This is a genomic window from Paenibacillus sp. NPDC058174, from assembly GCF_042883865.1.
In the GTDB taxonomy this organism is placed as follows: domain Bacteria; phylum Bacillota; class Bacilli; order Paenibacillales; family Paenibacillaceae; genus Pristimantibacillus.
Genome location: NZ_JBHVUY010000001.1, coordinates 2,338,392 through 2,364,271 on the forward strand (window position 1 = coordinate 2,338,392; position 25,880 = coordinate 2,364,271).

Sequence of the window (25,880 nt, forward strand, 5' to 3'; positions counted from 1 at the left end):
ATTACATGACATTGTATGTGCCTCTCAAACTAGCGCAACGGCAAATGTACAACTCCCATGATGCTTGCCCAACCTTTTATTCCGCCGGATAATGATAGATTTGCTCGGATTGTCTTGACAGCAAAAAAAAGGCGTCCCTCCGTCATCTCTGACTTGCGGGACAGCCTCTTCATTCTTTCAACCATGTTCTCCTATAAAGAACCAATGCATCTATACATTTATCCCTGGCTGCTAGAGTCCTTCGCAGAGAGCTGCTTCTTCAAGCGTCTGCGATGCTTGGCGAAGCACGAAGGTTTTGATCTCGAAGCCGTTCAGCCGAACTTCCTTAACGATATTCAGTGAAGGAATCCCGATCACGGTCGAGCGTGCCGAACCCGTTGGCTCGAACAACCGGATCACATAATCGTCTCCTTGCTCCTCTTTCTTCAAAGCGCTCATCTGGATGACGTCATCCTTCAACTGAACGAAGGAGCCTGGCAGCTCCCCGTCGCCCGAAGGGAAGAAGGACAGCGCATACGGACGTTCGTTTTTGACCATTGCCTCACGGTCCACATTCTCCAGCCGCTCGTTCCACTCTCCGCCGTTCAGCCAGAACGTATAGCGTCTCTCACCCTGATCGATCCGAGGAAGGAAACGGTCCTGCACCATGATCGGCAAATCTCCGATCGGATGCGCGCAGTAGCCTGCTCCGCGAAGCAAGGAGAAGCGCATTTCTCCATCGCGGAAATCGGAGCCGTAAATGCCATCGTTAATGCAGGTAACTGCAAGTCCGCCGCCTGCTTCAGCCGCAGCCTCTTCAGCCGATACCCAGCGCTGAGCGACCGTCTCCGTGCCATCCGCTGCAAGCTCATTAATGCCGAACGCCGTTTGCCCGCGGTACACGCCGTTTGTAAGAGCAGTTGGCACCGACAGCTTCAGCATCTTGTCCTTCTCATTCCAGTATACTCTGAGCTGCACTTCAATTTCCGTACCGTTCTTCGGCAGCTTGTAGGTCTGGCAAATGAAGGAGTCCTTGTAGCCGAATACAGCTTCAATAACCGTCCGCACTTCTCCATCCTCAATCACCCGTACGGACGGCAGCAGCGCGCCCTTCACGCCCGAGAAATCCGTTCCCCGGCCGGTATCAAGCAGCGAGAACGAGCCGATAACTCCATTAAATGAATTGGTATCCATACGCCAAGGATCTTCGTTATCCGCAATAACGAGTGGAAGGAAGGCATTCTTCTGCAGCAGGGAAACGCCGTCTACCGCATATTCGTCCATCAATCCGGTGCTGCTGTTAATAACGACGCGCAGCCGGGAATTGTCAAACGTATAGCGTCCTCCCTCTTCCTTGAGCTGCGGAGCCGGCTTGCTGCCCAGCATTTCAATGCGGCAGTCGAAGCGATTCATTGAAGACGGCTCTAGCACCGCTTCAAAGACGACACGCTTGCGCCAGTCGAGATTAAGGTTGCTAAGCTCCTTCTCCGGCTGGGAAGCGAGACGCACGCCGTTGCGGTAGGCGACCGGAAGCGAAAACTCCGCCGCCCAGTTCTGATCCTCCAGCATGAATTCGCATTCTACCGTATGCTTCACCGGATACGGATGCGGATTGTAGACCAGCACCGGATACTCCTTCAAAGCCGCCTTCGGCTGACCAGCCGACAGCGCGAAGAACGCACGCGTCCGAAGCCGCGCAGCAATCTCCAATCCATGCTCCAGCTGGCGCAGAGAGGCTTCCTCAGCAGGCTGTATCGACGTACCTGGCAAAATATCATGGAACTGGGCTGTCATTAAATCGCAAAGCGCTTCATGCAGCTCAGCCTTCGGATAAGTCAGCAGCCCTTGGGCTTCTGCTGCCGTCAGCATCTTCTCTGTCATGAACAGTTCGTTCTCCAGCTGACGGTGCTTCTGCTTCACCCGGATCATCGACGTATAGCAGCCGACAAACCGCGGGTTCAGATCGCCGGCAAATTCCGGAAGTGTCTTCTGCTCCTTCAACTCGGCGAAATACTGCTCCGGCGTCGAATGCGAAATTTCAACGTCAGATGTCTCTTTCATCAGCTCGCCGATCGCATTCAGATCGATCCGGGAAGGACCACCGCCGTGATTGCCGACTCCCCATAACAGAAGGCCGATATCCGTTTGCGGATTTTCCTCCAGCCATTTGCTAATTTTCTCATGCGCCTTTCCCAGCAGCGAAGAATAGCTGTCGGCCACTTTATGCCCCATTACCTTGGAATCGTTGAAGCCGCTCCAGATGAAGTCCCGGGCCGGAAGCTGCGGCAAATTTTCCGGACGATAGAATACATAAGAATCGTAGCCGGCCTGCTGCATAATTTGCACAAGACCGCGCGTATGGCCAAAGGAATCAAAGTTGATTGCTGTCGTTGGTCTCACGCCGAATTTCTCATAGAAATAAGAGCGCCCGAGCAGCATTTGCCGGACAAAGGACTCTCCTGACGGCATATTGCAATCCGGCTGCAAATACCAGCCGCCCATGATATGCCATTTGCCGAGCTTGACGAGTTCCTGAATTCTCCGGAATAACGACGGCTCGTACTCTTCCACCCATTTATACAAAATAACTTCGTTATGATTGAATATATAACCGTCATATTCCTCGCAGAAATCGGCGGCTGCGCGGAAAGTGGATACGGCCGCCGCAGCGCCCTCTTCCCATTCCCACTGCCACACCGGGTCCAAATGCGCGTTGCTGAGCAAATGCAGCTTTCTCATTACGTCTCCCCCTGTCGCTTCTATTCCATAAATATCGCAAAGCTAAAAATAGTATAGATAAGCGCAGTCTGAAAACCTATGGATATATCTATGACTTTATGCACTTTTCCACGCTCCGCATAAAAAAACAAGAGGCACCCCCATGGATGCCTCTCGTTGTTCGCTTTATCCGTACCATGCGCAGTACAGTTCTTACCTGACAGCAGGAACACGAATCATGACGGTCGTTCCTTTTTCCGGCTCGCTATAAATCGACATGCCGTAGCTGACATCGTATTGCGTTTTAATTCTCCGGTTGACGTTGGCGAGCCCAACGCTGCCCTGATGGGCAGCATTGACCGGCAAATTCATTTTCAGAAACGCCCGGAGCTCCTCCGCCTTCTCCGGCTTCATCCCTTTCCCGTTATCAGCTACGGAAATATACAAGTCTTCCTCCAGCTTCTCCACCGATACCGTAATGCTGCCCTTATAGCTGATGGAGCTCATGCCGTGCACGAACGCATTCTCCACGATTGGCTGCAGGATGAAACGTATGATCTTGTAGGCCTGAAGCCCCTCCGGAACGTCGAATTTGACGTCAACGCCTTCCCCGTAGCGGATGTTCATAATTTTTAGATAGTTTTCCAGGTAGGCCAGCTCTTCCTGAAGCGTCGTAAACAGTGAATTTTCTTTATAAATAGACCGGAGCATATTGCCAAGCGTCGTGATTGCATCCACAATGCCTGGCTCTTTGCGCACCATGGCGATCCATTTGATCGTATTAAGCGCGTTGTACAAAAAATGTGGATTAATCTGGAACTGAAGCGCTTCCATCTCGAGCTGCCGTTTTTCGGCTTCAATCTTCTTGTTCTCCTCCATCAAATCTTCCAGGCTTAGTGACATCTTGTTGAACCGTCTGCCGATAATGCCCAGCTCCGTGCTTGGCGTCTCGTCCAGCACAACGCCCATCTTGCCCATCTCCATCTCTCGCATCGCATGTACGAGATGTGAGAATGGCCTCGTAATCCGGTATATCCAATAGACCGATAATAAGAAAGCGAGGACGATGCTGATTCCCATCAAGAGACTTATATTTTTTTTCAGAATGGACGTATTGCGGATGAACTCTGTCTCCAGCGTTTCATTGATCAAGAGCCAGCCTGTTCCTTGTATCCGGTAATAGGTAATTTGCTTCGTCTGGCCGCCGCTGCTCGCTGCAAAGCTGCCGTATTGCCGGTCATGATCGATAGAAGACGCATACTCGACTGTGGAGCCGATCGAGCCGGCATCCAGACTTGATACGATGCTGCCCTCGTCATTAATTAAATATTGCGAGCCTTTATTGTTCCAGTCACCGGTATAGATCGTGCCGAAATCCGACTGTTTCATGTTAATGACTAGCACCGCCGACTTGCTGCTGCTCCCGAACAGATTCAAATTGCGGGCCATCGTCATAAGAGGCTCCTGCTTCGTAAAGGCATAGGTCCGGTCCGCCGTATTGAACAGAGAGAAATCATAATCTCCGTTCCATGTAAATCCGGAGCGCTTAGCCGTTATGCTGTCGTACAATCCGGAAGCGAAAAAGGGCACATCCTCTTTCCTCGTCGTGTACCAGCTGCTGCTGCCTGTTGTGGAGAGCGCTTCTCCGCTCAGGCAATATAACGACAGCGAGTACGCATAGGGATAGGTGCCGAGAATGCTGTCGAACGTTTTGATAACCTCATTGGCTAATATTACTCGCTCCGCACTGCTCGGGCTGCTAGGGCTGCTGGGGTAATCCAGAAAGCTCTGCATGTCCTTGTTCGTCGTAAGCAGCTCTGCTACCTTCTCCATTTGGTCGCGAACATTATGAATGTTGTACTCCGCTTGGCGGAATTGCCGGATGACCAGTTCCTCCGACTGATTTTTAAGAATCGCCAGCACGCTGCTGTAGATGACGAGGGAGAATACGGTGATGATACACAGAATCATAATGAGAAAAGAAGCGGTCAGCTGCGTCTTCAGCTTGAGATTGAAGTTCCGGTCGGTAAAAATTTTAATGATCTTCATTGGAATCCACTCTCCGGTACAGCACCTTTTTCTTACGGAATTCAAGCGGGGAAATGCCTGTCATCTTTTTGAAAATGCGGCTGAAATACGCGCTGTCCGGCACGCCGACATTTTCGGCCACCTCATACGTTTTCAGCGTCGTATTCAGCAGAAGATCCTTCGCTTTCTCGATCCGGTAATCCGTTAAATATTCCGTCAGGTTGCGGCCCATACTTTTTTTGAACAGCAAACTCAAGTAGTTCGGGCTGAGCTGTACATATTCCGAAATATCCTTCAGCGAAATATCCTCATCATAATGCTGATGAATATAGTGAACGGCCTTCTCGACTTCCTGGCTGACCGTCTTGATCATATCCTTCATTTTAGCGGTCTCGGCAAGCTCCTGCTCCCAAGCCTCCACACAAGCTTCCATCGTATAGCCCGCGTTGATCCGCTCGAGTCCCGACAGCTCCAGCAATTCTGCATGCTCCTTCGGAATGCCGAGATAAGCGAACATCCAGTTCAGCATATCGATGAAAAAGCGGCGCCATTCCGGTTCATTGCGGATCGGCTGCTCCAGCCTTCGGCTCATCTCTGCTTGCAAATCCTTGTAATACGGCTGCCCCAAGCTTCTCCATACGTCGCAGGTGGACAGCAGCTTTCGCTTCCAATAGGGCTCCGGATTCCACTGCTCCCGCTCTGAAGCAAACTGGATGAAGGAATCGGAGAAAAATCGGTTTTCCAGCATGCTTTTACATTCCTCGTACATGCCCCGCATGGAGTACCAGTTCTCGTTCACTGTACTTACGCCCATAAAAACAGGAATATCAAGATAGGCGTTCATTGCGCGTTGAATATGAGCGAACACTTCGCTAATCTTATCGTAAATTTGCTCGTCCGCCAGCTCTGCCGGGTAGGAGAACATGATCAAATACCGGTTATCGCTGTCATGCCACGCTTCTCCCGCATGATGATTATTTAATATTTCGTCCAAAATGTTGGATATCGTAAAATGAATGAGCTCGCCCCGTTCATCGTTAAACCGCTTTAGCAGGCGGGAGTATTGGTTGGTCTCCAACAGCGCGAGTCCAGCCTTCCCTGGTTGAATACGGCCGTCCAGCTGCTTTAAAGCCGCTTCAAAACCTCCCGAGGAATGGACGCCATAAAAAATGTTATCTTTAATAAGCTTGCCTTTAAGCATCTTCATCGTCAGCGGATGATTCAAAGGACCGGGAAGGACCGGCTTGCGGGCGGCCAGCTCCTGGCGCACCGTCTCCAGCACCTTGCCCATTTCCTCCAGCGACATCGTTAATTTCAGCATATAGCCGGAAACATTAAGCCCTGCGGCTCTGCGCGCATACTCAAATTCCTCTATGCAAGACAAGATCAATATTTTAATATCCGAATTAACGGCACGTACGGTGGAGATCAGCTCCAAGCCGTCCATCACCGGCATCTTCAAGTCCGTAATAATTAAATCCAGCTCATGGCTTCGAAACAGCTCCAGCGCTTCTTGTCCGTTGGAGACGTCAGCCACAACCTCCATCTCATATTGGTGCCAAGGGATTGAATTTTTCAGCCCTACTCTTACGAGCAGCTCATCCTCTACTATCATTACTTTATACAAGAGATTCACCGCCTCGTTGATGTCCCCAATATCGTACCATGCCCGATCGTAAAAATGAACGAAAATACCAGCCTGCTCCATAGGAACAGGCCGGCAGTTTCGCACAGCGGATAACCATTATTTTGCGTTTGCGGTAAGCTCTTTGTACGTTTGGAGACCTTGCTCGTACGATTGCTTCCAGAAAGCGTCAACTTCCTCGAAGCCTGCTTTGTTGATCATCTCCATAATGCGGTCCTTTTGCTTCTGGAATGCTTCATCGTCTTTCGTCATAACCGCTTTTGGAATTTCGCGGATTAGAATTTGCTCGATATTGCTCTCCTTCTTCGCCAGCTCCTCGTCGCCTTGCGGCTGAAGTGCAGGCATTGCCGGGATATAGGATTCACTCAGCTTTTTCGCTTTGCCTTGCTGAACCAGCTTATCCCATGCGTCGCCCGGATACGTGCCGCCGTAGTATTCGCTGTATTCCTTATCCAGAGGCGTCAGCTTCGTTGTAATAAATTTATCCGATCTTCTCAGGTCGACATAACCGCCATCCTTCGGATCGATTGCACTGCCGCCAAGACCACTCAATTTGCCGTACAGGCCGATGCCTGTTTTGGCAGCAAAGTTCGTATCCGTCGTCATTTCTTTAATGACTTCGTCTTTCAGCTCTGGCTTGCCGTCTTGCAGATCCCAGTGCACGCCTTCAACACCGCTGGTCAACAGTCTTGCACCTTCGTACGTACGGAAGTAATTCAGGAACTCCATTGCACGAGCCGGATCTTTGCAGCTTTTCGTAATAATAACCCACGGATCGTTATCGCCAACGATGGATTGCAGAGCGTAAGCCTGGGATGTAGCTCCGTCAACGACTTGAGCGACAAAGCCTTTGTCTTCTTGTCCCTTGGCCTTAAAGTACGCATTCGCTCCGTCCAGCTCCCAGCCCATGTGAAGCGTCAGCAGTTGTCCGGATTTCAGTTTGGCTTGATAGTCGCTGTACTTTTGCGTGAAAGCGTCCATATCCAGAATTCCTGCCCGGAACGCTTTGTTGTAGAACTCCACGCCTCTCCAAAGCGGACCGTCTGCCGCAAAACGGTGTACATACGAGCCGTCCGGCTTCGTAACGGTGTTTTTCGTATTTTCCGTCCAGCCTTCTGCATAGATGAATGGAACGTGATACATCCACAGACCCCAATCGGTCCAGCCGGACAAGCCGTACACTTTCTTGCCCTCGTCCGTCTTCGGATGCTTCTTCAATTCCTCGGCAAGCATCGGAATCATATCGTCATAGGATTTCAGCTCCGGGTATCCGGCTTCCTTGTAATAATCCCAGCGGGTGAACCAGCCAATCCACGGTGAATAGTTGATATATTCTTTGGCGTCAGCCACTACGTTGTACGGGATAAAATAATATTCGCCATCTGTATTTCCAAGACGCTTGTTAATGACGTCCAGAGCGGATTGATAATTCATAATATCAGGCCCGTTGCTTTTCAGCAGCTCTTTCAGAGGCATTGCCAGCTTGCCATTCATCGCCGCTCTTCCTTGCTCAGGCGGAACGATCATAATGTCAGGAAGATCTCCGCCGGCCAGCATAACGTTAATCTTCTCAGGATCGCTGCTGACAATGTCCATCGTTACGCCAAGCTTTTTCTTAATTTCGTCGGCTACAGGATTGTTCTGAATGCCCGGCGCTCCGGACGAGAACAATTGGTCCGTGCTGATCTTCAGCGTAATCGGCGCCTTGCCGCCCGTCGATGCCGGATCAGCTGTCGCCGGATTTTGATTGCCCGGCTGATTCGTACCGGACGCGCCGCCGCTGCATGCCGATAGCAGCACCGTCAAGCTAAGCGTTGTTGCCAGCAGCGCGGCAAACGTAAACTTTCTTTTTTTCATGCCTGTCATCCCCTCTTTATATTCGTTTCTTATATACAGCCCTTTGCAAGGCGGCATATCACAGTGTGGAAAGCTATCCTTTGATTGCGCCCAGCATAATTCCTTTTACGAAGTAGCGCTGCATAAACGGATACACAAGCAGAATCGGCAGCGCGACGAGCATCGTAGTCGACATTTTGATCGATTCCGGTGTCAATACGATATTTTGCGCGTTTTTCGTAATGCTGGAAGCATCCATCGTTGCCAGCGCATTCGCCGAATTCAAGTATTCGTACAAAATGAGCTGCAGCGTCTTTAAGCTTTGATTTTGCACCAGAAAGTAATTGTCCATCCAGGTATTCCATTGATTCACCGCTGCAAAAATCGCTACAGTGGCAACAATCGGCTTACAGAGCGGAAATACGATAGACCAGAACACGGTAAGGAAGCCAGCGCCATCCATCATTGCCGACTCTTCAAGCGCAGCCGGCAGCTGCTCGATATAGGTTTTTATCAGGATAACAAAATATCCCGAAATCGCCGTAGGCAGCACGTACAACAGAAAATTGTTGTTGAGATGAAGCATCTTCATCGTAATATACCAAGGAATAAGTCCCGCATTAATGTAGAGAGTAACGACGAGGAGCCGGTATACGACCTTGCGCAGCATCATTTCCCGTTTGCTGAGCAAATAAGAGAAGAAGCTGCAGCAGATCACGGTAAGCGCGGTGCCAATCACCGTCCGTGCAACGGAGACGAAAAAGGAGTTCGTCATATAAGGCAATTTCAAAATGCTCTCATACGTTGTGAAATCCAGACCGGCTGGCTTCAGGAATATGCCCTGCGCCACTTTCCCCGGATCGCTTATGGAATAAATAAAGACGTAATAAAAAGGATAGATGCAAATAATGACACATAACGCCAATAAAGCATAGTTGATGATATCGAATGTCCGATTTTTTGCGATTAGCATGCCGGGGCAGCTCCTTTCCTTAGAACCTTTAAATGAGGCTGTCGCCGCGTAATTTTTTCGAAAGCTTATTAACCGAGAACAGCAGAATAATGCTGATTGCGGTCTTGAAGATGCCAACTGCTGTAGCGTACGGATAATCGCCGACAATGACGCCCATCCGGTAAGCGTAGTAGTCCAGCACTTCTATTTTTCCAGCTATTAATGGATTATAAAATACGAAATACTGGTCGAACGAGCTGGACAGCATGTTGCTAATATTGAGCAGTGTCAGTACGAGGAACGTTGGCAAAACGCCCGGAATCGTAATATGCCATATCGTTCGCATCCGGCTGGCTCCGTCAACTCTCGCTGCATCATACAGCTCGGAATCAATCCCTGCAATGGCCGCAATATAGATGATGGCGTTCCAGCCCAGCGTTTTCCAAATAGTCAAGAACGTTTGGAACATCCAGGTTGAGCTTTCATTAGCCATCGGCTGAACGGTAAAATCCAGACCAAGCTTGCTGAATGCCATATTGATCAGACCTTCGCTGGAAAAGAAAGCAAATGCCAGCGAGTAAACGAGCACCCAGCTAATGAAGTTGGGCAGCGTGGAGAAGGTTTGGACAAATTTTTTGTACTTGCCCGACGAAACCTCGTTCACCATGATTGCAAATATGATGGCGAGGGGCGAGAACAGCAGGTTCAGCAGATTCATAGCCAGCGTATTGATGAAAGCGTTGACCAGATCGGACGAGGAAGTAAATATTTCTTTGAAATGCTCCAATCCGACAAATGGCGAGGCTGACAGCGGAATACCCGGCTTATAGTCAAAAAAGGCGTAAACCCAGCCATATACGGGGAAGTAGTTGAATACGAGCATGCCGATGATGAACGGAATGGATAACAGGAACAACAGCTTGCCATCCCTGCTGACCTTTTTCTTTTTGACCGGCTGCGATTGACTGACTGTAAGCGATGTCATGCTGGCGTTTCTCCTCTCTATTTCTTATAGCAACATTATATTTCAGCCTTCCGGCAATCTACATGCAGGCAGTTATGTCTTCTTGGATAATTCTCCGGCCGCGAATGTGCATCTCTATTATTGGATCTATTGGCAGGTGCGATTCGTTGGATTATTCTATTGGTTTTTGTAATTTCACAGCAAAAAAGGCTTTCCTTAAGATCGCTGGGGACCTTCAGGAAAGCCTGGTATTTGATTTGCCTCCGGTCATTATCGGCCGATGGCAATCCAGTTGATGAAGCCATTCGGCTCATCACTAATGCGCGTACGGATTAAACCGATGACGACGCTGTTGACTGTTTTGGAACGGACAACTGCATAACACGCAGGATGATCGCTTGTCGCCGTTACGACATACGCATCATTCTCGAAGGACTCGTCGAATTTAATTATAATGTCGAGCTGATCCCGCTGTGAGGTAAAGCTGTACGGACTTAAGCCAAATTGCTGCTTCACAGTTCCTGCGCTTGCCGGCGCAATAACGGGATTGAAAGTGAGCATCGAAAGTCCGACATATTCCTCATTGAAGTCTGTCTCCGAGAAGCTAGGAAAAATGCCCGGTGCCAGCTTCTCCAGCGTAATAGCTCCGTCCGCCACTGCATCCGTCGTTACGCTCGCTCTCGCTAGCTTCGATTCTGTTACGCTGGCTGAAGCTAGCTTCGTTTCCGTTACACTTCCATCGCCTAGCTTCGACTCCGTCACGCTGGCTGCTGCTAGCTTCGTTCCCGTTACGCTTGCATCGCCTAGCTTCGACTCCGTCACGCTGGCTGCTGCTAGCTTCGTTCCCGTTACGCTTGCATCGCCTAGCTTCGACTCCGTTACGCTTGCATCGCCTAGCTTCGACTCCGTCACGCTCGCTGCTGCTAGCTTCGTTTCCGTTACACTTCCAGCGCCTAGCTTCGACTCGGTTACACTGGCTGCTGCTAACTTTGTTTCCGTTACGCTTTCAACGCCTAGCTTCGACTCCGTCACGCTCGCTGCTGCTAGCTTTGTTTCCGTTACACTTTCAGCGCCTAGCTTCGACTCCGTCACGCTCGCTGCTGCTAACTTTGTTTCCGTTACGCTTTCAACGCCTAGCTTCGTTTCCGTTACGCTTCCAGCGCCTAGCTTCAACTCCGTCACGCTAGCTGCTGCTAGCTTTGTTTCCGTTACACTTCCAGCCTCTAGCTTCGACTCGGTCACACTCGCTGCTGCTAGCTTTGTTTCCGTTACACTTCCAGCGCCTAGCTTCGACTCCGTCACGCTGGCTTCGGCTAGCTTCGTTTCCGTTACGCTTCCAGCTCCTAGCTTCGACTCGGTCACGCTGGCTTCGGCCAGCTTCGTTTCCGTTACGCTTCCAGCCCCTAGCTTCGACTCGGTCACGCTGGCTTCGGCTAGCTTCGTTTCCGTTACGCTTCCAGCGCCCAGCTTCGACTCGGTCACGCTGGCTTCGGCCAGCTTCGTTTCCGTTACGCTTCCAGCGCCTAGCTTCGACTCTGTTACACTGGCTGCTGCTAACTTCGTTTCCGTTACGCTTCCAGCGCCTAGCTTCGACTCCGTCACGCTGGCTGCTGCTAGCTTCGTTTCCGTTACGCTTGCAGCGCCTAGCTTCGACTCGGTTACACTGGCTGCTGCTAACTTCGTTTCCGTTACGCTTGCATCGCCTAGCTTCGACTCCGTTACGCTTCCTTCACTTAACTTCCACTTTGTTACGCTTCCGTCACTCAGCTTCGATTCCGTTACGCTTTCATCACATAACTTCGACTCGGTTATACTTTCATCAGCCAGTTTCGACTCCGTCACGCTTCCATTGCTCAGCTTCGACTCGGTCACGCTGGCTTCGGCTAGCTTCGATTCCGTTACACTTCCTTCACCTAGCTTCCGCTTCGTAACACTTCCATCGCTCAGCTTTGGTTCTGTGACGCTGTCTGCAGCTAGCTTGGATTCCGTTACACTTCCTTCGCCTAACTTCCACTTCGTTACGCTTCCATCACTCAACTTTGATTCCGTTACGCTTTCATCGCATAGCTTTAACTCCGTCACGCTTTCATCAGCCAGCTTCGACTCCGTCACGCTTCCATCGCCCAGCTTCGACTCCGTCACACTTCCGTCGCCCAGCTTCGACTCCGTCACACTTCCGTCGCTCAGCTTCGTTTCTGTCACGCTCGCATCAGACAGCTTCGATTCTGTCACGCTCGCAGCGGCTAACTTCGGCTCCGTCACGCTCGCAGAGCCTAGCTTCGACTCTGTCACGCTTGCGGCGGCTAACTTCGACTCCGTCACGCTCGCATAACCTAGCTTCGATTCTGTCACACTCGCATAACTAAGCTTAGCTTCCGTCACGCTCGCATCACTCAGCCTCGACTCTGTCACGCTAGCTTCGCCTAGCTTCGATTCCGTCACACTTGCAGCGCCTAACTTCGACTCCGTCACGCTTGCAGCGGCTAGCTTCGACTCCGTCACGCTCGCATAACCTAGCTTCGATTCCGTCACACTCGCATAACTAAGCTTAGCTTCCGTCACGCTTGCATCACTCAGCTTCGACTCTGTCACGCTCGCTGCGCCTAGCTTCGATTCCGTCACACTTGCAGCGCCTAACTTCGACTCCGTCACGCTTGCAGCCGCTAGCTTCGACTCCGTTACATTTCCATCACTCAACTTCGACTCTGTTACGCTCGCATCAGACAGCTTCGATTCTGTCACGCTCGCAACGGCTAGCTTCGATTCCGTCACACTTCCGTCGGCTAGCTTCGACTCCGTCACACTTGCAGCCGCTAGCTTCGACTCCGTCACGCTCGCAGCGGTTAGCTTCGGCTCCGTCACGCTTGCATCAGACAGCTTCGACTCCGTCACGCTCGCAGCGGCTAGCTTTGACTCCGTCACACTCGCATCACCAAGCTTCGACTCCGTCACGCTCGCAGCGGCTAGCTTTAACTCCGTTACACTCGCATCAGACAGCTTCGACCCCGGCACGCTCGCATCAGACAGCTTCAATCCTGTTACGCTTCCATCGCGTAGCTTCGATTCCGTTATGCTCGCGTCAGCCAGCTTCGCTGCCGTCACGCTCGCATCAGACAGCTTCGCTTCTGTTACGCTTCCATCGCCCAGCTTCGTTTCCGTCACGCTCGCAACGCCTAGCTTCGACTCCGTTACGCTTCCAGCACTAAGCTTCTCTTCCGTTACGCTTGCATCACCAAGCTTCGACTCCGTTACGCTTCCATCGCCCAGCTTCGTTTCCGTCACGCTTGCATCGCCTAGCTTCGACTCTGTCACGCTTTCATCGCTCAGCTTCGTTTCCGTCACGCTCGCGACGCCTAGCTTCGACCCCGTCACACTTCCATCAGCCAGCTTCACTTCCGTCACACTCACATCAGCCAGCTTCGATTCCGTCACACTCGCATTACCCAGCTTTGCTTCCGTCACGCTTCCATCGCTCAGCTTCGATTTCGTCACGCTCGCATTGCCAAGCTTTGCTTCCGTTACACTGGCATCACCTAGCTTCGTTTCCGTTACGCTGCTAGCGCCCAGCTTCGACTCTGTCACGCTGCCGGCGCCTAGCTTCGACTCCGTTACGCTTGCTGCGCCAAGCTTCAGCTCCGTCACGCTTGCTGGACTTATCTTCGACTCCGTCACGCTCGCGTAGCCCAGCTTTGACTCCGTCACACTTCCATCGTCCAGCTTCGACTCTGTCACGCTTCCATCACTCAGCTTCAACTTCGTCACACTCGCATCAGCAAGCTTCGACTCCGTCACGCTCGCATCACGCAGCTTCGACCCCGTTACACTCGCATCAGCAAGCTTCGACTCCGTTACGCTTCCATCACTCAGCTTCGACTCCGTCACGCTTCCATCGCTCAGCTTCGACTCCGTTACGCTTGCAGCGTTCAGCTTCGACTCCGTCACGCTTCCATCGCCCAGCTTCGACTCCGTCACGCTTCCGTCGCTCAGCTTTGACTCGGTCACGATTCCATCGCCCAGCTTCGACTCCGTCACGCTTCCATCGCTAAGCTTCGACTCTGTCACACTTGCATCACTCAGCTTCGCTTCCGTCACACTCGCATCACTCAGCTTCGCTTCCGTTACGCTCGCTTCGCCTAGTTTCGCTTCCGTCACGCTTCCATTGCCCAGCTTCGCTTCCGTCACGCTCGCTTCGCCAAGCTTCGACTCCGTCACGCTTCCATCTCTCAGCTTCGACTCCGTCACGCTCGCAGCGCTCAGCTTCGACTCCGTCACGCTTCCAGTGCTCAGCTTCAACTCCGTCACGCTCGCAGCGCTTAGCTTCGACTCTGTTACGCTCGCATTGCCCAGCTTCGACTCCGTTACGCTTCCATCGCTCAGCTTCGTCTTCGTCACACTAGCTTCGCTTAGCTTCGACTCCGTCACGCTTCCAGCGCTCAGCTTCTCTTCCGTTACGCTGCCGTCACCCAGCTTTGACTCGGTTACACTAGCTTCACTCAACTTTGCTTCCGTTACGCTTCCGTCGCCGAGCTTCGCTTCCGTCACGCTTCCATCGTCCAGCTTCACTTCTGTCACGCTCGCGTCGACCAGCTTCGACTCCGTCACGCTTCCGTCGACCAGCTTCGCTTCTGTCACGCTTGCATCACTCAGCTTCGACTCCGTCACGCTTCCGTCGACCAGCTTCGCTTCCGTTACGCTTGCATCACCAAGCTTCGACTCCGTCACGCTTCCGTCGACCAGCTTCGCTTCTGTCACGCTCGCATCACTCAGCTTCGACTCCGTCACGCTCGCTTCGCCCAGCTTCGCTTCCGTTACGCTTGCATTGCCCAGCTTCGCTTCCGTTACGCTCGCTTCGCCCAGCTTCGACTCCGTCACGCTTCCATCGCTCAGCTTCGACTCCGTCACGCTCGCATCGACCAGCTTCGCTTCCGTTACGCTTTCATCGCTCAGCTTCGACTCCGTCACGCTTCCATCACTCAGCTTCGGTTCCGTCACACTCGCATCGCCCAGCTTCGCTTCCGTTACGCTCGCATTACCAAGCTTCGACTCCGTCACGCTTGCGTCACCCAGCTTTGTTTCCGTCACGCTCGCATTGCTCAGCTTTGATTCGGTCACACTCGCAGCCCTCAGCTTCGACTCCGTCACGCTCGCATCACTCAGCTTCGCTTCCGTTACACTCGCATCGCCCAGCTTCGACTCCGTTACACTCGCATTACCAAGCTTCGACTCCGTCACGCTCGCATAACCAAGCTTCACTTCCGTCACGCTTCCATTGCTCAGCTTCGACTCCGTCACGCTCGAAGCACCCAGCTTCGCTTCCGTCACACTTCCATCGCTCAGCTTCGACTCTGTTACACTCGCATCGACCAGCTTCACTTCCGTGACACTCGCATCGCCCAGCTTCGCTTCCGTCACGCTCGCATAACCAAGCTTCGCTTCCGTCACACTCGCATCACTCAGCTTCGCTTCAGTCACGCTTGCATCGCTCAGCTTCGACTCCGTCACGCTCGCATCACCAAGCTTCGCTTCCGTCACGCTCGCATCACTCAGCTTCGACTCCGTCACGCTCGAAGCACCCAGCTTCGCTTCCGTTACGCTTGCATCGCCTAGCTTCGACTCCGTCACGCTCGCATAACCAAGCTTCGCTTCCGTCACACTCGCATCACCAAGCTTCGCTTCCGTCACACTTGCATCACCAAGCTTCGCTTCTGTCACACTCGCATCGACCAGCTTCGACTCCGTCACACTCGCCTCGCCTAGCTTCTCTTCCGTCACACTCGCCTCGCCAAGCTTCGACTCCGTCACGCTTGCATCGCTCAGCTTCGACTCCGTTACGCTCGCATCGCCTAGCTTCGACTCCGTCACGCTTCCAGCATCCAGCTTCGCTGCCGTCACGCTCGCATCAGCCAGCTGACGTTGACCTACTGAGCCCTCCACCAGTTTGCTTCCGCCAATGCTCTCATCCGCAACCTTATCCGAACGCCATACTTCTCCGCTTAAGTGAGCCGATGTAATAGCACCTTTACGGATATGGTAGCCTTGCACCGTCTCCGCCTTCAAATGTTTGCCCGCGATCGTCTCCAGTTGAATATGCTCGCCGGACACCGCTGCTGGCGATAATTTGGCGGACGTTACGGATTCATCCTGCAAGATGTCCTCGGACACACTGCTAAATGTTAGATGCTCGCCTTTTACCGACAACGGCTGCAATTGGCTAGAACCTACCGAAAGCTCCGCGAGCTTGCTCTCCGTTACAGAAGAATCGGAAATATGTGCGGTTCCAACAGAGTCTGGCTGCAGATGAAAGCTGTCGACCGATCCTTCGCGCAGATGTCCTGATCCGACGCTATTTGCCGCAAGCTTTACCGAATTAACCGCCCCATCGGCAATGTGTCCGTCACGAATGCTGCTCTCGCCAATGTGAATGCCGAGCACCGAGGCATTCATAATATGACGGCTTTGAATCGCTTCGTCCTCAATATGCTTTGCCAGCACTGTACCGGAAGCCAGTTTTGCAGAATCAACTGATCCGTCAGCCAGCTCTTCACTGCCAACCGCAGCTTTTTTCAGATGCTGGCTCCCGATGGTTCCCTCCTTCAGATGCTCGCCTCCGAATGAGTTCGGCTGCAAATGCTGCACACCAACCGAGCCGTCTGCAAGCAATGAGGCATCTACGATTCCCGGTTGCAGCTTTGACCTGCCAACGCTGCCGTCGGCCAGTTTCGAAGCCGTTACACTGCTGTCTGCCATTTTATCCGTCGATACAGCCTCGGGAGACAACTTCAAGGAATTGACAACATAGTCGGCCAAATGATGCGAGAATACAACGCCCGGAGCCAAATAACGTTCTGTCACTACACCGATTGCCAGCTTGGCGCTCGTTACTGCACCATCCTGCAGCGCTTCCGTACCAACCGATTGGCGTGCTAAATGCTGCTGCTCCACGATTGCCTGCTGCAAATGCTGTCCATTAACTGCTTCAGGAGCAATTGTTTCCTCCGTTACTGATCCGGCCGACAAATGATAGGATCGGACAGCCTCCAGTCCGATTTTTTCGAATGTAACGGCCTCGTCCTGCAGATGCCGGGTGGAAATAGCTCCGCTAGCAATTTTTGATTCGCTTATAGCACCTTCAGCCAGCTTCCCCTCGGACACCGATTGCTCTGCAAGCTGCTCGCCTCCCACCGAGGCGCCTGCAATATGCTGCATCTGGACAGCTGCTGCTGCAAGCTTCGTGCCATCCACCGCACCATCGAGCAAATGTTCATTGCCGACCGATTCAGACTGAAGCTGCTCTCCGGATACGGAACCTTCAGCCAAATGGCGCTGCTGAATTTGTCCGTCAGCGATTTTATCCGCTACGATGCTGCCGCGATTCAAATGCCGGCTTTGCACCGCATCATCCGCCAGCTTTACAGCAGTCACGCTTTGCTCCGCAAGCTTAGATACCGTTACGGCATGATCAACCAGCTTGATGGTGGATACCGATTGATCAAGCAGCTTAGCCGACGTGACAGCCTGCTCAGCGAGATGGCCGCTTTCGATTTGCCTTTGGCCGATGTGGGTACCAAGGACGGCCGACGGCTGAAGATGTGACGCGTCTACTGCGCTTTGCGCCAGATGCCCGGATGTTACCGCCCCGGTCTGCAGCTCCCTTGCCCCTATTGCTCCTTCGGCCAGATGTTCTGCTGCGATTGCGCCCGGGGCCAAATGCTTTCCCTGTATGATACCTACCGCTACATGCTCGGCTAATATCAGCCCCGGCTTCAAATGTACGGAATCGACAGCTTCTACTGCGATTTTATCGCCGCCTACCGTGCCGTCCCGCAGCTTGGAGCGGGTAACTGCACCATCAGCAAGTTTGGAGCTATTGATGGACCCGTTCGCAATGTTTTCAGGACGAACAGCCCCGCTTTTAATTTTGTCAGACGTCACGGATTGATTGTCCAGCAATTTCTCTGTTATGATCATTTGCTTCAGATGCTTCGCTTCAATAGAACCCTCAGCGATTTTATCGGAGCTGATCGTCCGGTCGGCTAGCTTATCAGACGTAATGCTGTCATCTGCCAGCTTGCTGCCGGAAATCGACTGATCCAATATTTTATCCCCGGTAATGGCATTATTCATCAAATGGGCGTTATGAATCGAATCGGGCTTAATTTTCGCTCCGTTCACCGCGCCATTGACGATGTGTATGCTGTCTACGGCAAAATCGGCTATCGCCTTCGAATCGATGCTGCCGGCTCGCAAATGCTCGCCCTCCACAGCCCCTGTAGCGATTTTGTCGCCTGTAATGGCACCATCGACCAAATCATCGGTATAGATGAACGGAACGGGCTCATACAAGTCCTGCTTCTCCGCCAGCCGCTCTAATTTCTGATCATAGCTTGGCTCAGCTGTGCTGCTTTTCGTTTCCGTTGTTCCCTCAGGAGACTCAGCAACCGGAAGTGAAGCCGCTGGTACGGCTGATGCGGGCGGCGTTTCATCTTCGATTGCATCGACAGGCTCCGGTACAAACGGCGCTCCAATTGCGTTTATGCTTACGTCTCTAGTTTCCTGCACCTGCTGTGCCGGTTGTGCTGACTGCGTTTGTTGAGGCGCTGGTGCAGGGGCAGGCGTAATGTTTGCCTGACTTGACGGCTGCGGGGCTTTTCTTTTATTCAAATCGTCCAGCCACTTTAACTCGGAAGCATTCGGATTGTCGACATAGAAGAGCGGTCTTCGCCCTTTGGCGCTTCTCGGTTTTTTGCTTTTAGCCATTGTCCTCTCCTTCTTCCACCTGAAATGTCATACGTAATATATGCATCTACCCATAGGCTCGTTACTCAGGCAGGAAGGTTCACTGCAAACACAGCGCATAAAAAATACCCGTTCACGCGTTTCGGCGCATGAACGGGTATTCCGGTCTTTTATTTCGTTTTGGAAAGCAGGTACAGGAAATATGGTGCTCCGATAATGGCTACAATAATGCCTGTTGGCAACGAGGAGAAGGACCTCGCAATTGTGTCCGCCACAATAACGAGCAATGCGCCAAGCAGCGCTGAGGTCGGGATATTCAGCTGATGCTGAGGACCAACCAGACGCCGGGCCAAATGCGGTCCAACGAGACCTACAAAGCTAATGCCGCCGCCAATCGCAACGCAGGAGCCGGCGAGGCCTACCGCTGCTGCCAGCAGCCAAATCCGGTCGCGATTGATTGGCGTACCCAGGCCCTTCGCCATCTGATCGCCCAGATTCAGAATGTTCAGCGAACGGGATTTGATCATGGCAAACGGAATAAGTGTAAAAATCCATGGAAGCAAAGCGATAACGTACTTCCAGTTCGATCCTGCAATGCTGCCTGCAAGCCAGATCGATACGTACTGATAATCTTCCGGATCAAGCGCAAGTGTCAGGACGACCATAGCCGCGTTAATGCCGGCTTGAACCGCTACCCCAATCAGTATCATCCGCGTTGGCAGCAATCCTTTATGACGCTTGTAGGCCAGCATGAAGATTAGAACAGCTGCGCTTGCCGCTCCTCCAAGCGCCAATAACGGCAGGAGGAATAAATTAGCCGATGAATTGTCCCGCAGGAAAGCAATGTACAGCGTCACCATTAAGCCCGCGCCCGCATTAATGCCTAGGAGGCCCGGATCAGCAAGCGGGTTGCGGAAAAGTCCTTGCAGAATTGCACCAGACACGGCAAAGCCTGCACCGATAAGAACGGAAATAATGATCCTCGGCAGCCGGAATTCGAATAAAATCAGATGCTGCTTGTCGGTTCCCCAGCCAAACAGCGTCTTCACGACATCAATTGGGGAGAGCCGGATGTGGCCGGTATTCATACTAACAATAAAAGCTGCAATAACCAGGATCGTTAAAGTCAGCATCACGATAATGGCACGGGTTCTTCTTCTGCTTTCTGTTACGGATAGATTTGGTGTATTCATTACAGTTCTCCCCTCTGTTTCACTGCAAGGTAGAGGAAGAACGGTACGCCGATCAGTGCAATCAAAGCGCCGATTGGAAACTCAGATGGAGGATTCATCGTTCTGGCTACGATATCAGCGAGTACAACAAGCAATCCGCCAAGCACCGCCGAGCACGGTATAATCCAGCGATAATTGACGCCAACCAAATAACGGGCAAAATGCGGAATGATAAGTCCGATAAAGCCTACAGCACCCGCGACCGATACCCCTGCACCCGCAAGCACTAACGTAAAGACTAAGCCTAAAACTTTAATTAAGCCGGTTCTTGTTCCCAGCGAGACTGCAATATCTTCACCCAAGCTCAGCAAAGAAATAGCGCGGGAAATAATAATGGCACCAATTAGTCCGCCGCCGATCCAAGGTGTAATAATCGAAATCTGCTGCCAGTTGATGCCGGCAACGCCGCCATGATACCAGAAGGCCATATTTTGACCAACTTTATAATGAATTTGAATGCCTGAGCTGAGTGCCACGAACAGTGCACTGACTGCAGCGCCCGCAAGAGTCAGCCGGACCGGCGTCAAGCCGCCTTTAGACAGGGAGGTAACACCGTATACGATTGCAACGCCAAGCGCCGCGCCTACGAAACAGAAGAGCATAATGCTCATATATGAAAGACTAGGGAAAAAGGCAAAACAAATAGCCAGTACAAACCCTGCTCCCGCATTCAGACCAAGCAGGCTGGGATCGGCAAGCGGATTCCGCGTCATCCCTTGCATAATTGCCCCGGACACGGCAAAGGCTGCTCCAACAACCGCACAAGCTATTGCACGAGGCATACGAAGCTCTCGAATAATCTGATGGCTTGTTAAATCAGGATTAAACTTAAATACGGCTTCCCACACCGTTTCGAGACTGATGTTGGCTGCTCCGACCGATATTGCCAGCGCCATGGAAAGCAAGAGCGCTGCAGTGCCGCCTATGAGGATGATCGTCGCAACGACCGGTCTGGCGTGCAGCTTGACGGAAGGCTTTGCTCCCGTTTCATTATTGAGTGCCATTGATGCAACTACCTTTCTGTATGTAACTTATGAATTCACTTGATAACGATTCTCGTTTTCAAATATATCAAAATTTGATTCCAAATTCAATTCTAAATATGCGCTTTGTTTTTTCTAACGGATGCAACATAAAAGAAGGCCGTCCCGGGCGGGGTCATGCCAGCTCCGCGAACAGCCTTCTATTCGTATTTTGCTGTCAGCTTAAACAGCAATTCCTTCTATAATTCTAATTCTAATCCCAATTCTTCATCCGCTATTCCTGCAGCCACTGCTGCGCCTCCCCGAAGCAGCTTCAGCCAGCGGTTAGCCGTATGCTGCCAGGTAAACATCTGCTCCACCCGCTTCCGGCTCGCCGCTCCCATCCGGTCGCGGAGTTCTTTATCGAGCAGCAGCATTCTCAGTTTATCGACCAGCTCACTCTCCACCCTCCCGGAATTAATGAGAAACCCGGTTTCCCCGTCGCGTATAATCTCCTTCATTCCTCCTGCGTTCGTAGCAACAACCGGCAGGCCGCAAGCCATCGCTTCGACATTAACGAGGCCAAACGCTTCCCGCTGGCCGGAAGGAACGACGGCAATATCCGAGGCAATGAACCATTTCGGCACTTCCGTATACGGCACATAGGGAACAAAGCGTACGTTGCGGGGACAATTACGGGCAAGCTTATGCAGACTCCGGGAGTAGGCTGTTGTCCGATGCGAGCCGTAAAAGGGGCTGCCCACGATAACGATCAGCAGCTCAGGATCGATTTGGGCAAGCACTGGTGCTGCGTGGAGCAAATGATGCACGCCCTTAAGCGGAATTAAACGGCCGAGGAAGATAACGACCCTTCGCCCGCTTAGCCCTTTTTGTTCCCGGATCAAAGACCGCATAGACATCCCCTCATCCGAAAACCGGGACGGAAACCGTTCAGGCTCGACGCCCGGATAAACAACCTTTAGCTTCGATCTTGCCTCAGGGACTCGTGAAGCGACTGTCCGCAGCAGAAATTCGCTGTTCACGATAATCTTGTCCGCCGCACGCAAGCATTGCCGCAGTTTGGACCGGGTCAAATATTTGCCGCCTATAAAAGTAGAAGAATGCAGACTGAGCCAAATCTGTTTACGCGGATACCTTCTCCTTAAGGCCAATACATATAAGGGACGGTTCTCTACTTGGATATGAGAGGGCGCAAAGCGTGCGATCGCCCTACCTGCTGCTGCAATGTAAGCTGCTTTGTTCACCGCGTTAAATCTTTCACAAAGGACACCGTTGACATAGCCGGTTTTAGCCAGCCCGCGCATGCTTTTTCCATAAATACGCGGCTCAGCATACGGTTTTAGAAGCGGAACGAATTTCTCGACGACACGCTCAACGGAGCTGCTTTTTCCAGACGGGATAGGGAAGGAACCCGGAGTAACGAATGCGACCCTTGGTGATGCCATTTGTCTATGAAAACCTCCTGTCAGAAGCGTTGATTTACTAGCATACGCGTTCTTTTCCGTGGTTGCCATAGGCCAATGATGGCACACTGTGCTTTAGTTTCTATTGCTTTGTACTGCTTCTTATGGCACACTGTTCGAGAAAAGCAACAACTTAAGAAGCATGAAAGGACGTGCGGTACGAGTCATGAAAGACCGATTTTTTCGTGCCATGACGGAATTAAGCTCGCGCAAATGGATTTCCAAAGTGACCGGAAGGTTCGCACAATCCAGAGGAAGCCGATTGTTTATCGCTAAATTCGCCAGCATGTACGGCATAAAGGCTGAAGAGGCTGAGAAGCCGCTTCAAGAATACAAAACGTTAAATGAATTTTTCACACGCCGGCTGAAGCCTGGAGCCCGCTTACTGGATCCGGATACGACTGCGCTAATCAGCCCGGTTGATGCTCTTATAACCGGAGCAGGCGCCATTACAAGCGGGACGATCGTCAATGTAAAAGGACAGGACTATACCGTTGAAGAGCTGCTGAACCGCTCCCCCCGCATGGAAAATTACAAACATGGCTATTACATCGTGCTCTACTTAAGTCCAACCGACTATCACCGCATTCATTCTCCGGTAAGCGGACGTATTGTTGAGCGTGAACATGTGCCCGGCAAAGTATATCCGGTTAACGAATTTGGCCTGACCCGCATGCGCAGAGTGCTCAGCCGCAATGAGCGTCTGATTACTTATATTCAGCATGACGGGGGCGAAGCCGCCGTTGTAAAGGTCGGAGCGATGAACGTAAGCAGCATCCGCTATGTAGAACCGATTAAGCCTGCGGCGGAAAGAGGCGGCGAGCTCGCTTATTTCGAATTCGGCTCGACCGTTGTAATGCTGCTCGAGGATAATACGTTTGAACCCCGCGCTGATTTAAAGGTCGGCCTCAAGGTTCGTATGGGCGAGCGTCTGGGACAACTGGTTAACCACAACTGATAACATAACAATAAGCAAGGACCGCAAATTCTCTATTCGAATTGCGGTCCTTTTATTTTGATTCAGCCTATGTCTAATTCCCAGTATTAGCGAGTCAGCCCTCTCCAGCAGTCCGCGATTCGTCTGAGGCCTTCCGCAATGTCTTCTTCATTCAGATGGGCAAAGGCAAACAATGCGCCGGCCGGCCCCGCCTCTGGAATCGCCCCGCCTGTGTAGTCTGCTATCCAATAAGGCTTGGAGCTGCTCCACTTAATGCCCGCCTTAAGACATTGAATCCTCAGCCGTTCAAAGTCTGCCGGATCGCCTATCCACTCTGCATACCGGTGAAGCCCGGCATCAGAGGGCTTGAAGCGGAACATCCCGCTTAGATGACGCTCTGCCTCTTCCCGGAACTTCAACAGCCGCCTGCCGTACAGCCGCCGTTGACGCCGCAAATGACGGGAGTACAGGCCGCTTGCCATAAAGGCGGCTAATGCCCGCTGCTCGGCAACGCCGCTCGAATGCGGCTCCAGCCAATACTTAGCCAGACGCATCGGCTCTCTCAGCGATTCCGGCACGACAGCATAACCGAGCCGAAGCTCCCGGAACATCGTTTTGGAGAAGGTTCCGACGTATACGACTCTGCCTTCATAATCGAGCGCCTTGAGCGGCTCCGAAGGACGGCCGCCCCAGCGGAATTCACTGTCGTAATCGTCTTCAATAATGACAGCCTCATGAATAGATGCCCATTCAAGCAGCTGTCTCCGGCGCTGAGGATCAAGTGCCACGCCGGTCGGAAACTGGCGGCTTGGGGTGACGAACAGCAATCTGGCATCCCATGGCTCAGGTATGATTCCGTGATCGTCGACAGCTGCGTATACAGGGCAGCCGCCCGCTGCCTCTACAGCCCGGCGGATCCCGTCATAAGAAGGATTTTCCACGACAACTTTATTTCCGGGTTCGATTAAGAGCATGGACAGCAGCGCGATGGCATACATGGACCCATTCGTAATGACAATGTCATCAGCGGACGCGACGATTCCTCTCTCCCGCCGCAATTCATGCGCAATAGCCTCACGCAATGAGCGGCTGCCCGCTGTCTCTAAGGATTCATCGCGTTCCTGCTCAAAAAGGCGGCGAACCTGCTCGAACATTAAGGTGCGCCAATCATCCCATGGAAATAGCGTGGCGTCCGTGCGGCTAATGGAGAAGTCGATGGCTTTCTCCCCGTTCTCCATGTCTGGAAGAGCTTCAGCTTCAAGCTCTTGGCGGCCGGAATTCAGCCGCTTAGCCCACGTCGACAGCGGAATCTTCGCCCGCTCCACCGCTTCGGAGGCTTGAAGGGCTGGCCTGTCATAGGCGACAAAGGTACCGCTGCCCCTTCCGGTTCGCACGAAGCCCTCCGCTACGAGCATGTCGTACACCTGATTCACAAGGCCGCGAGAGAGCGCCAATTGATCCGCGAGAAGCCGGCTCGAGGGCAGTCGTTCCCCTGCACGCAGCGTTCCCGTTACGATTAATTCCCGCAATGCTTGGAACAAAGCGGCCGTCTTCTTCCCCTCGCGGGACGCTATCCTTTCATAGGCGGCTATAATGGAATGTTCCATTAACGTCATCCCCCTGCCGTTCAGACTGTTAACTGGTCTATTAAAAATCAATGAAATTGGATCTTTTTAATGATCAAATTTCAGTCTACCATAGCTGTATTCCACATGGGAAGACGAAGGAGGCTTTGCAGAATGCGAAGAAAAGAGCTTGCAGTTGAAAATAAAGAAGATATTGAGCAGTTTCTGGGTGAAATGACCTTCGGCGTATTAGCAACGGTATCCGCTGACGGATTTCCGGCTGCAACGCCGCTGAACTACGTATATACGAACGGCAGCATCTACTTTCACGGAGCAAGAGCAGGAGAGAAAATCGCCAACCTTTCCGCGCGGCCAAACGTCACCTTTTGCATAGCCAAGGAATATGCCATTATCCCTTCCTACTACACCGATCCCGAACTGGCATGTCCCGCAACCGCTTTTTTCAAATCGGTCGTTATCGCTGGACGAGCAGCACTTGTCGAAGATTTGCCCGAGAAGGCTTCCGCCTTGCAGGCACTGATGGTCAAGCTTCAACCGGAGGGCGGCCATAAACCGATTGCGGCTGATGACCCGGCTTACCGCGGCAATGTTAGAGGGGTTGCAGTCGTTCGCATCGATGTAGAGCATATGAGCGCCAAGTTCAAATTCGGACAAAATGAAAGCCTGGAGGATAGAGCGCCGATTATAGAAGGACTCCGGGAGCGCGGCGGCGAGCTGGATCACGAAACGATTGAGCTGATGCGTAAATATTGTCCCCGTCACAACGGGAGCAGCCAATAAAAGCAAGAAACCTCCGGCCAAGCCCGCTTCAGCAGCGAGAT

The 25,880-nt window shown here is 52.2% G+C and carries 13 protein-coding genes; 2 read left to right on the forward strand and 11 right to left on the reverse strand.

Annotated features, from left to right (window positions below):
• Positions 1-231 precede the first annotated feature (231 nt).
• From ACFVVF_RS10430 to ACFVVF_RS10490, 10 genes are all read right to left on the reverse strand, one after another.
• The gene (locus tag ACFVVF_RS10430) at positions 232-2,718 is read right to left on the reverse strand and encodes a glycoside hydrolase family 38 N-terminal domain-containing protein (RefSeq protein ID WP_387808063.1); all 2,487 of its coding nucleotides are present in this window, start codon (positions 2,716-2,718) and stop codon (positions 232-234) included.
• Between the two features lie 192 nt (positions 2,719-2,910).
• Positions 2,911-4,746 carry a sensor histidine kinase gene (locus ACFVVF_RS10435; protein WP_387808066.1) on the reverse strand — a complete coding sequence of 612 codons (1,836 nt, stop codon included), beginning with the start codon at positions 4,744-4,746 and terminating at the stop codon, positions 2,911-2,913.
• A complete protein-coding gene (locus tag ACFVVF_RS10440) occupies positions 4,733-6,433 on the reverse strand; it encodes a response regulator (RefSeq protein ID WP_387808069.1) in 1,701 nt (566 codons plus the stop codon). Before ACFVVF_RS10440 ends, ACFVVF_RS10435 begins: the two co-directional genes overlap by 14 nt.
• A 36-nt stretch (positions 6,434-6,469) precedes the next feature.
• Positions 6,470-8,227, reverse strand: coding sequence for a type 2 periplasmic-binding domain-containing protein (locus ACFVVF_RS10445; protein ID WP_387808072.1), 1,758 nt, complete (start codon positions 8,225-8,227; stop codon positions 6,470-6,472).
• A gap of 73 nt (positions 8,228-8,300) precedes the next feature.
• Positions 8,301-9,179 (reverse strand): carbohydrate ABC transporter permease, encoded by an 879-nt coding sequence (locus tag ACFVVF_RS10450; RefSeq protein ID WP_387808075.1) that lies wholly within the window; start codon positions 9,177-9,179, stop codon positions 8,301-8,303.
• A gap of 28 nt (positions 9,180-9,207) precedes the next feature.
• Positions 9,208-10,143: an ABC transporter permease subunit gene (locus ACFVVF_RS10455; protein WP_387808077.1), complete on the reverse strand. Its 936-nt coding sequence runs from the start codon at positions 10,141-10,143 to the stop codon at positions 9,208-9,210.
• A gap of 249 nt (positions 10,144-10,392) precedes the next feature.
• A complete protein-coding gene (locus ACFVVF_RS29205; protein WP_483875024.1) occupies positions 10,393-18,879 on the reverse strand; it encodes a WIAG-tail domain in 8,487 nt (2,828 codons plus the stop codon).
• Between the two features lie 149 nt (positions 18,880-19,028).
• Positions 19,029-20,051: a FecCD family ABC transporter permease gene (locus tag ACFVVF_RS10480; RefSeq protein ID WP_387808080.1), complete on the reverse strand. Its 1,023-nt coding sequence runs from the start codon at positions 20,049-20,051 to the stop codon at positions 19,029-19,031.
• Positions 20,051-21,094: a FecCD family ABC transporter permease gene (locus ACFVVF_RS10485; protein WP_387808083.1), complete on the reverse strand. Its 1,044-nt coding sequence runs from the start codon at positions 21,092-21,094 to the stop codon at positions 20,051-20,053. Before ACFVVF_RS10485 ends, ACFVVF_RS10480 begins: the two co-directional genes overlap by 1 nt.
• A gap of 218 nt (positions 21,095-21,312) precedes the next feature.
• Complete coding sequence (locus ACFVVF_RS10490) at positions 21,313-22,518, reverse strand: glycosyltransferase family 4 protein (protein ID WP_387808086.1); 1,206 nt, start codon at positions 22,516-22,518, stop codon at positions 21,313-21,315.
• Positions 22,519-22,702: 184 nt separating this feature from the next.
• On the opposite strand from ACFVVF_RS10490, the gene asd reads away from it, so the two are divergent.
• Entirely contained in the window at positions 22,703-23,494 is a 792-nt protein-coding gene (gene asd, locus ACFVVF_RS10495) for an archaetidylserine decarboxylase (protein WP_387809011.1), read from the forward strand.
• Between the two features lie 86 nt (positions 23,495-23,580).
• Here the strand turns inward: asd and pdxR are convergent, their stop codons facing one another.
• Positions 23,581-25,080 (reverse strand): MocR-like pyridoxine biosynthesis transcription factor PdxR, encoded by a 1,500-nt coding sequence (pdxR, locus tag ACFVVF_RS10500; protein ID WP_387808089.1) that lies wholly within the window; start codon positions 25,078-25,080, stop codon positions 23,581-23,583.
• 132 nt (positions 25,081-25,212) lie between these two features.
• Here pdxR and ACFVVF_RS10505 point away from each other — a divergent pair, with 132 nt between their 5' ends.
• Positions 25,213-25,839 (forward strand): pyridoxamine 5'-phosphate oxidase family protein, encoded by a 627-nt coding sequence (locus ACFVVF_RS10505; RefSeq protein ID WP_387808092.1) that lies wholly within the window; start codon positions 25,213-25,215, stop codon positions 25,837-25,839.
• Positions 25,840-25,880: the final 41 nt, after the last annotated feature.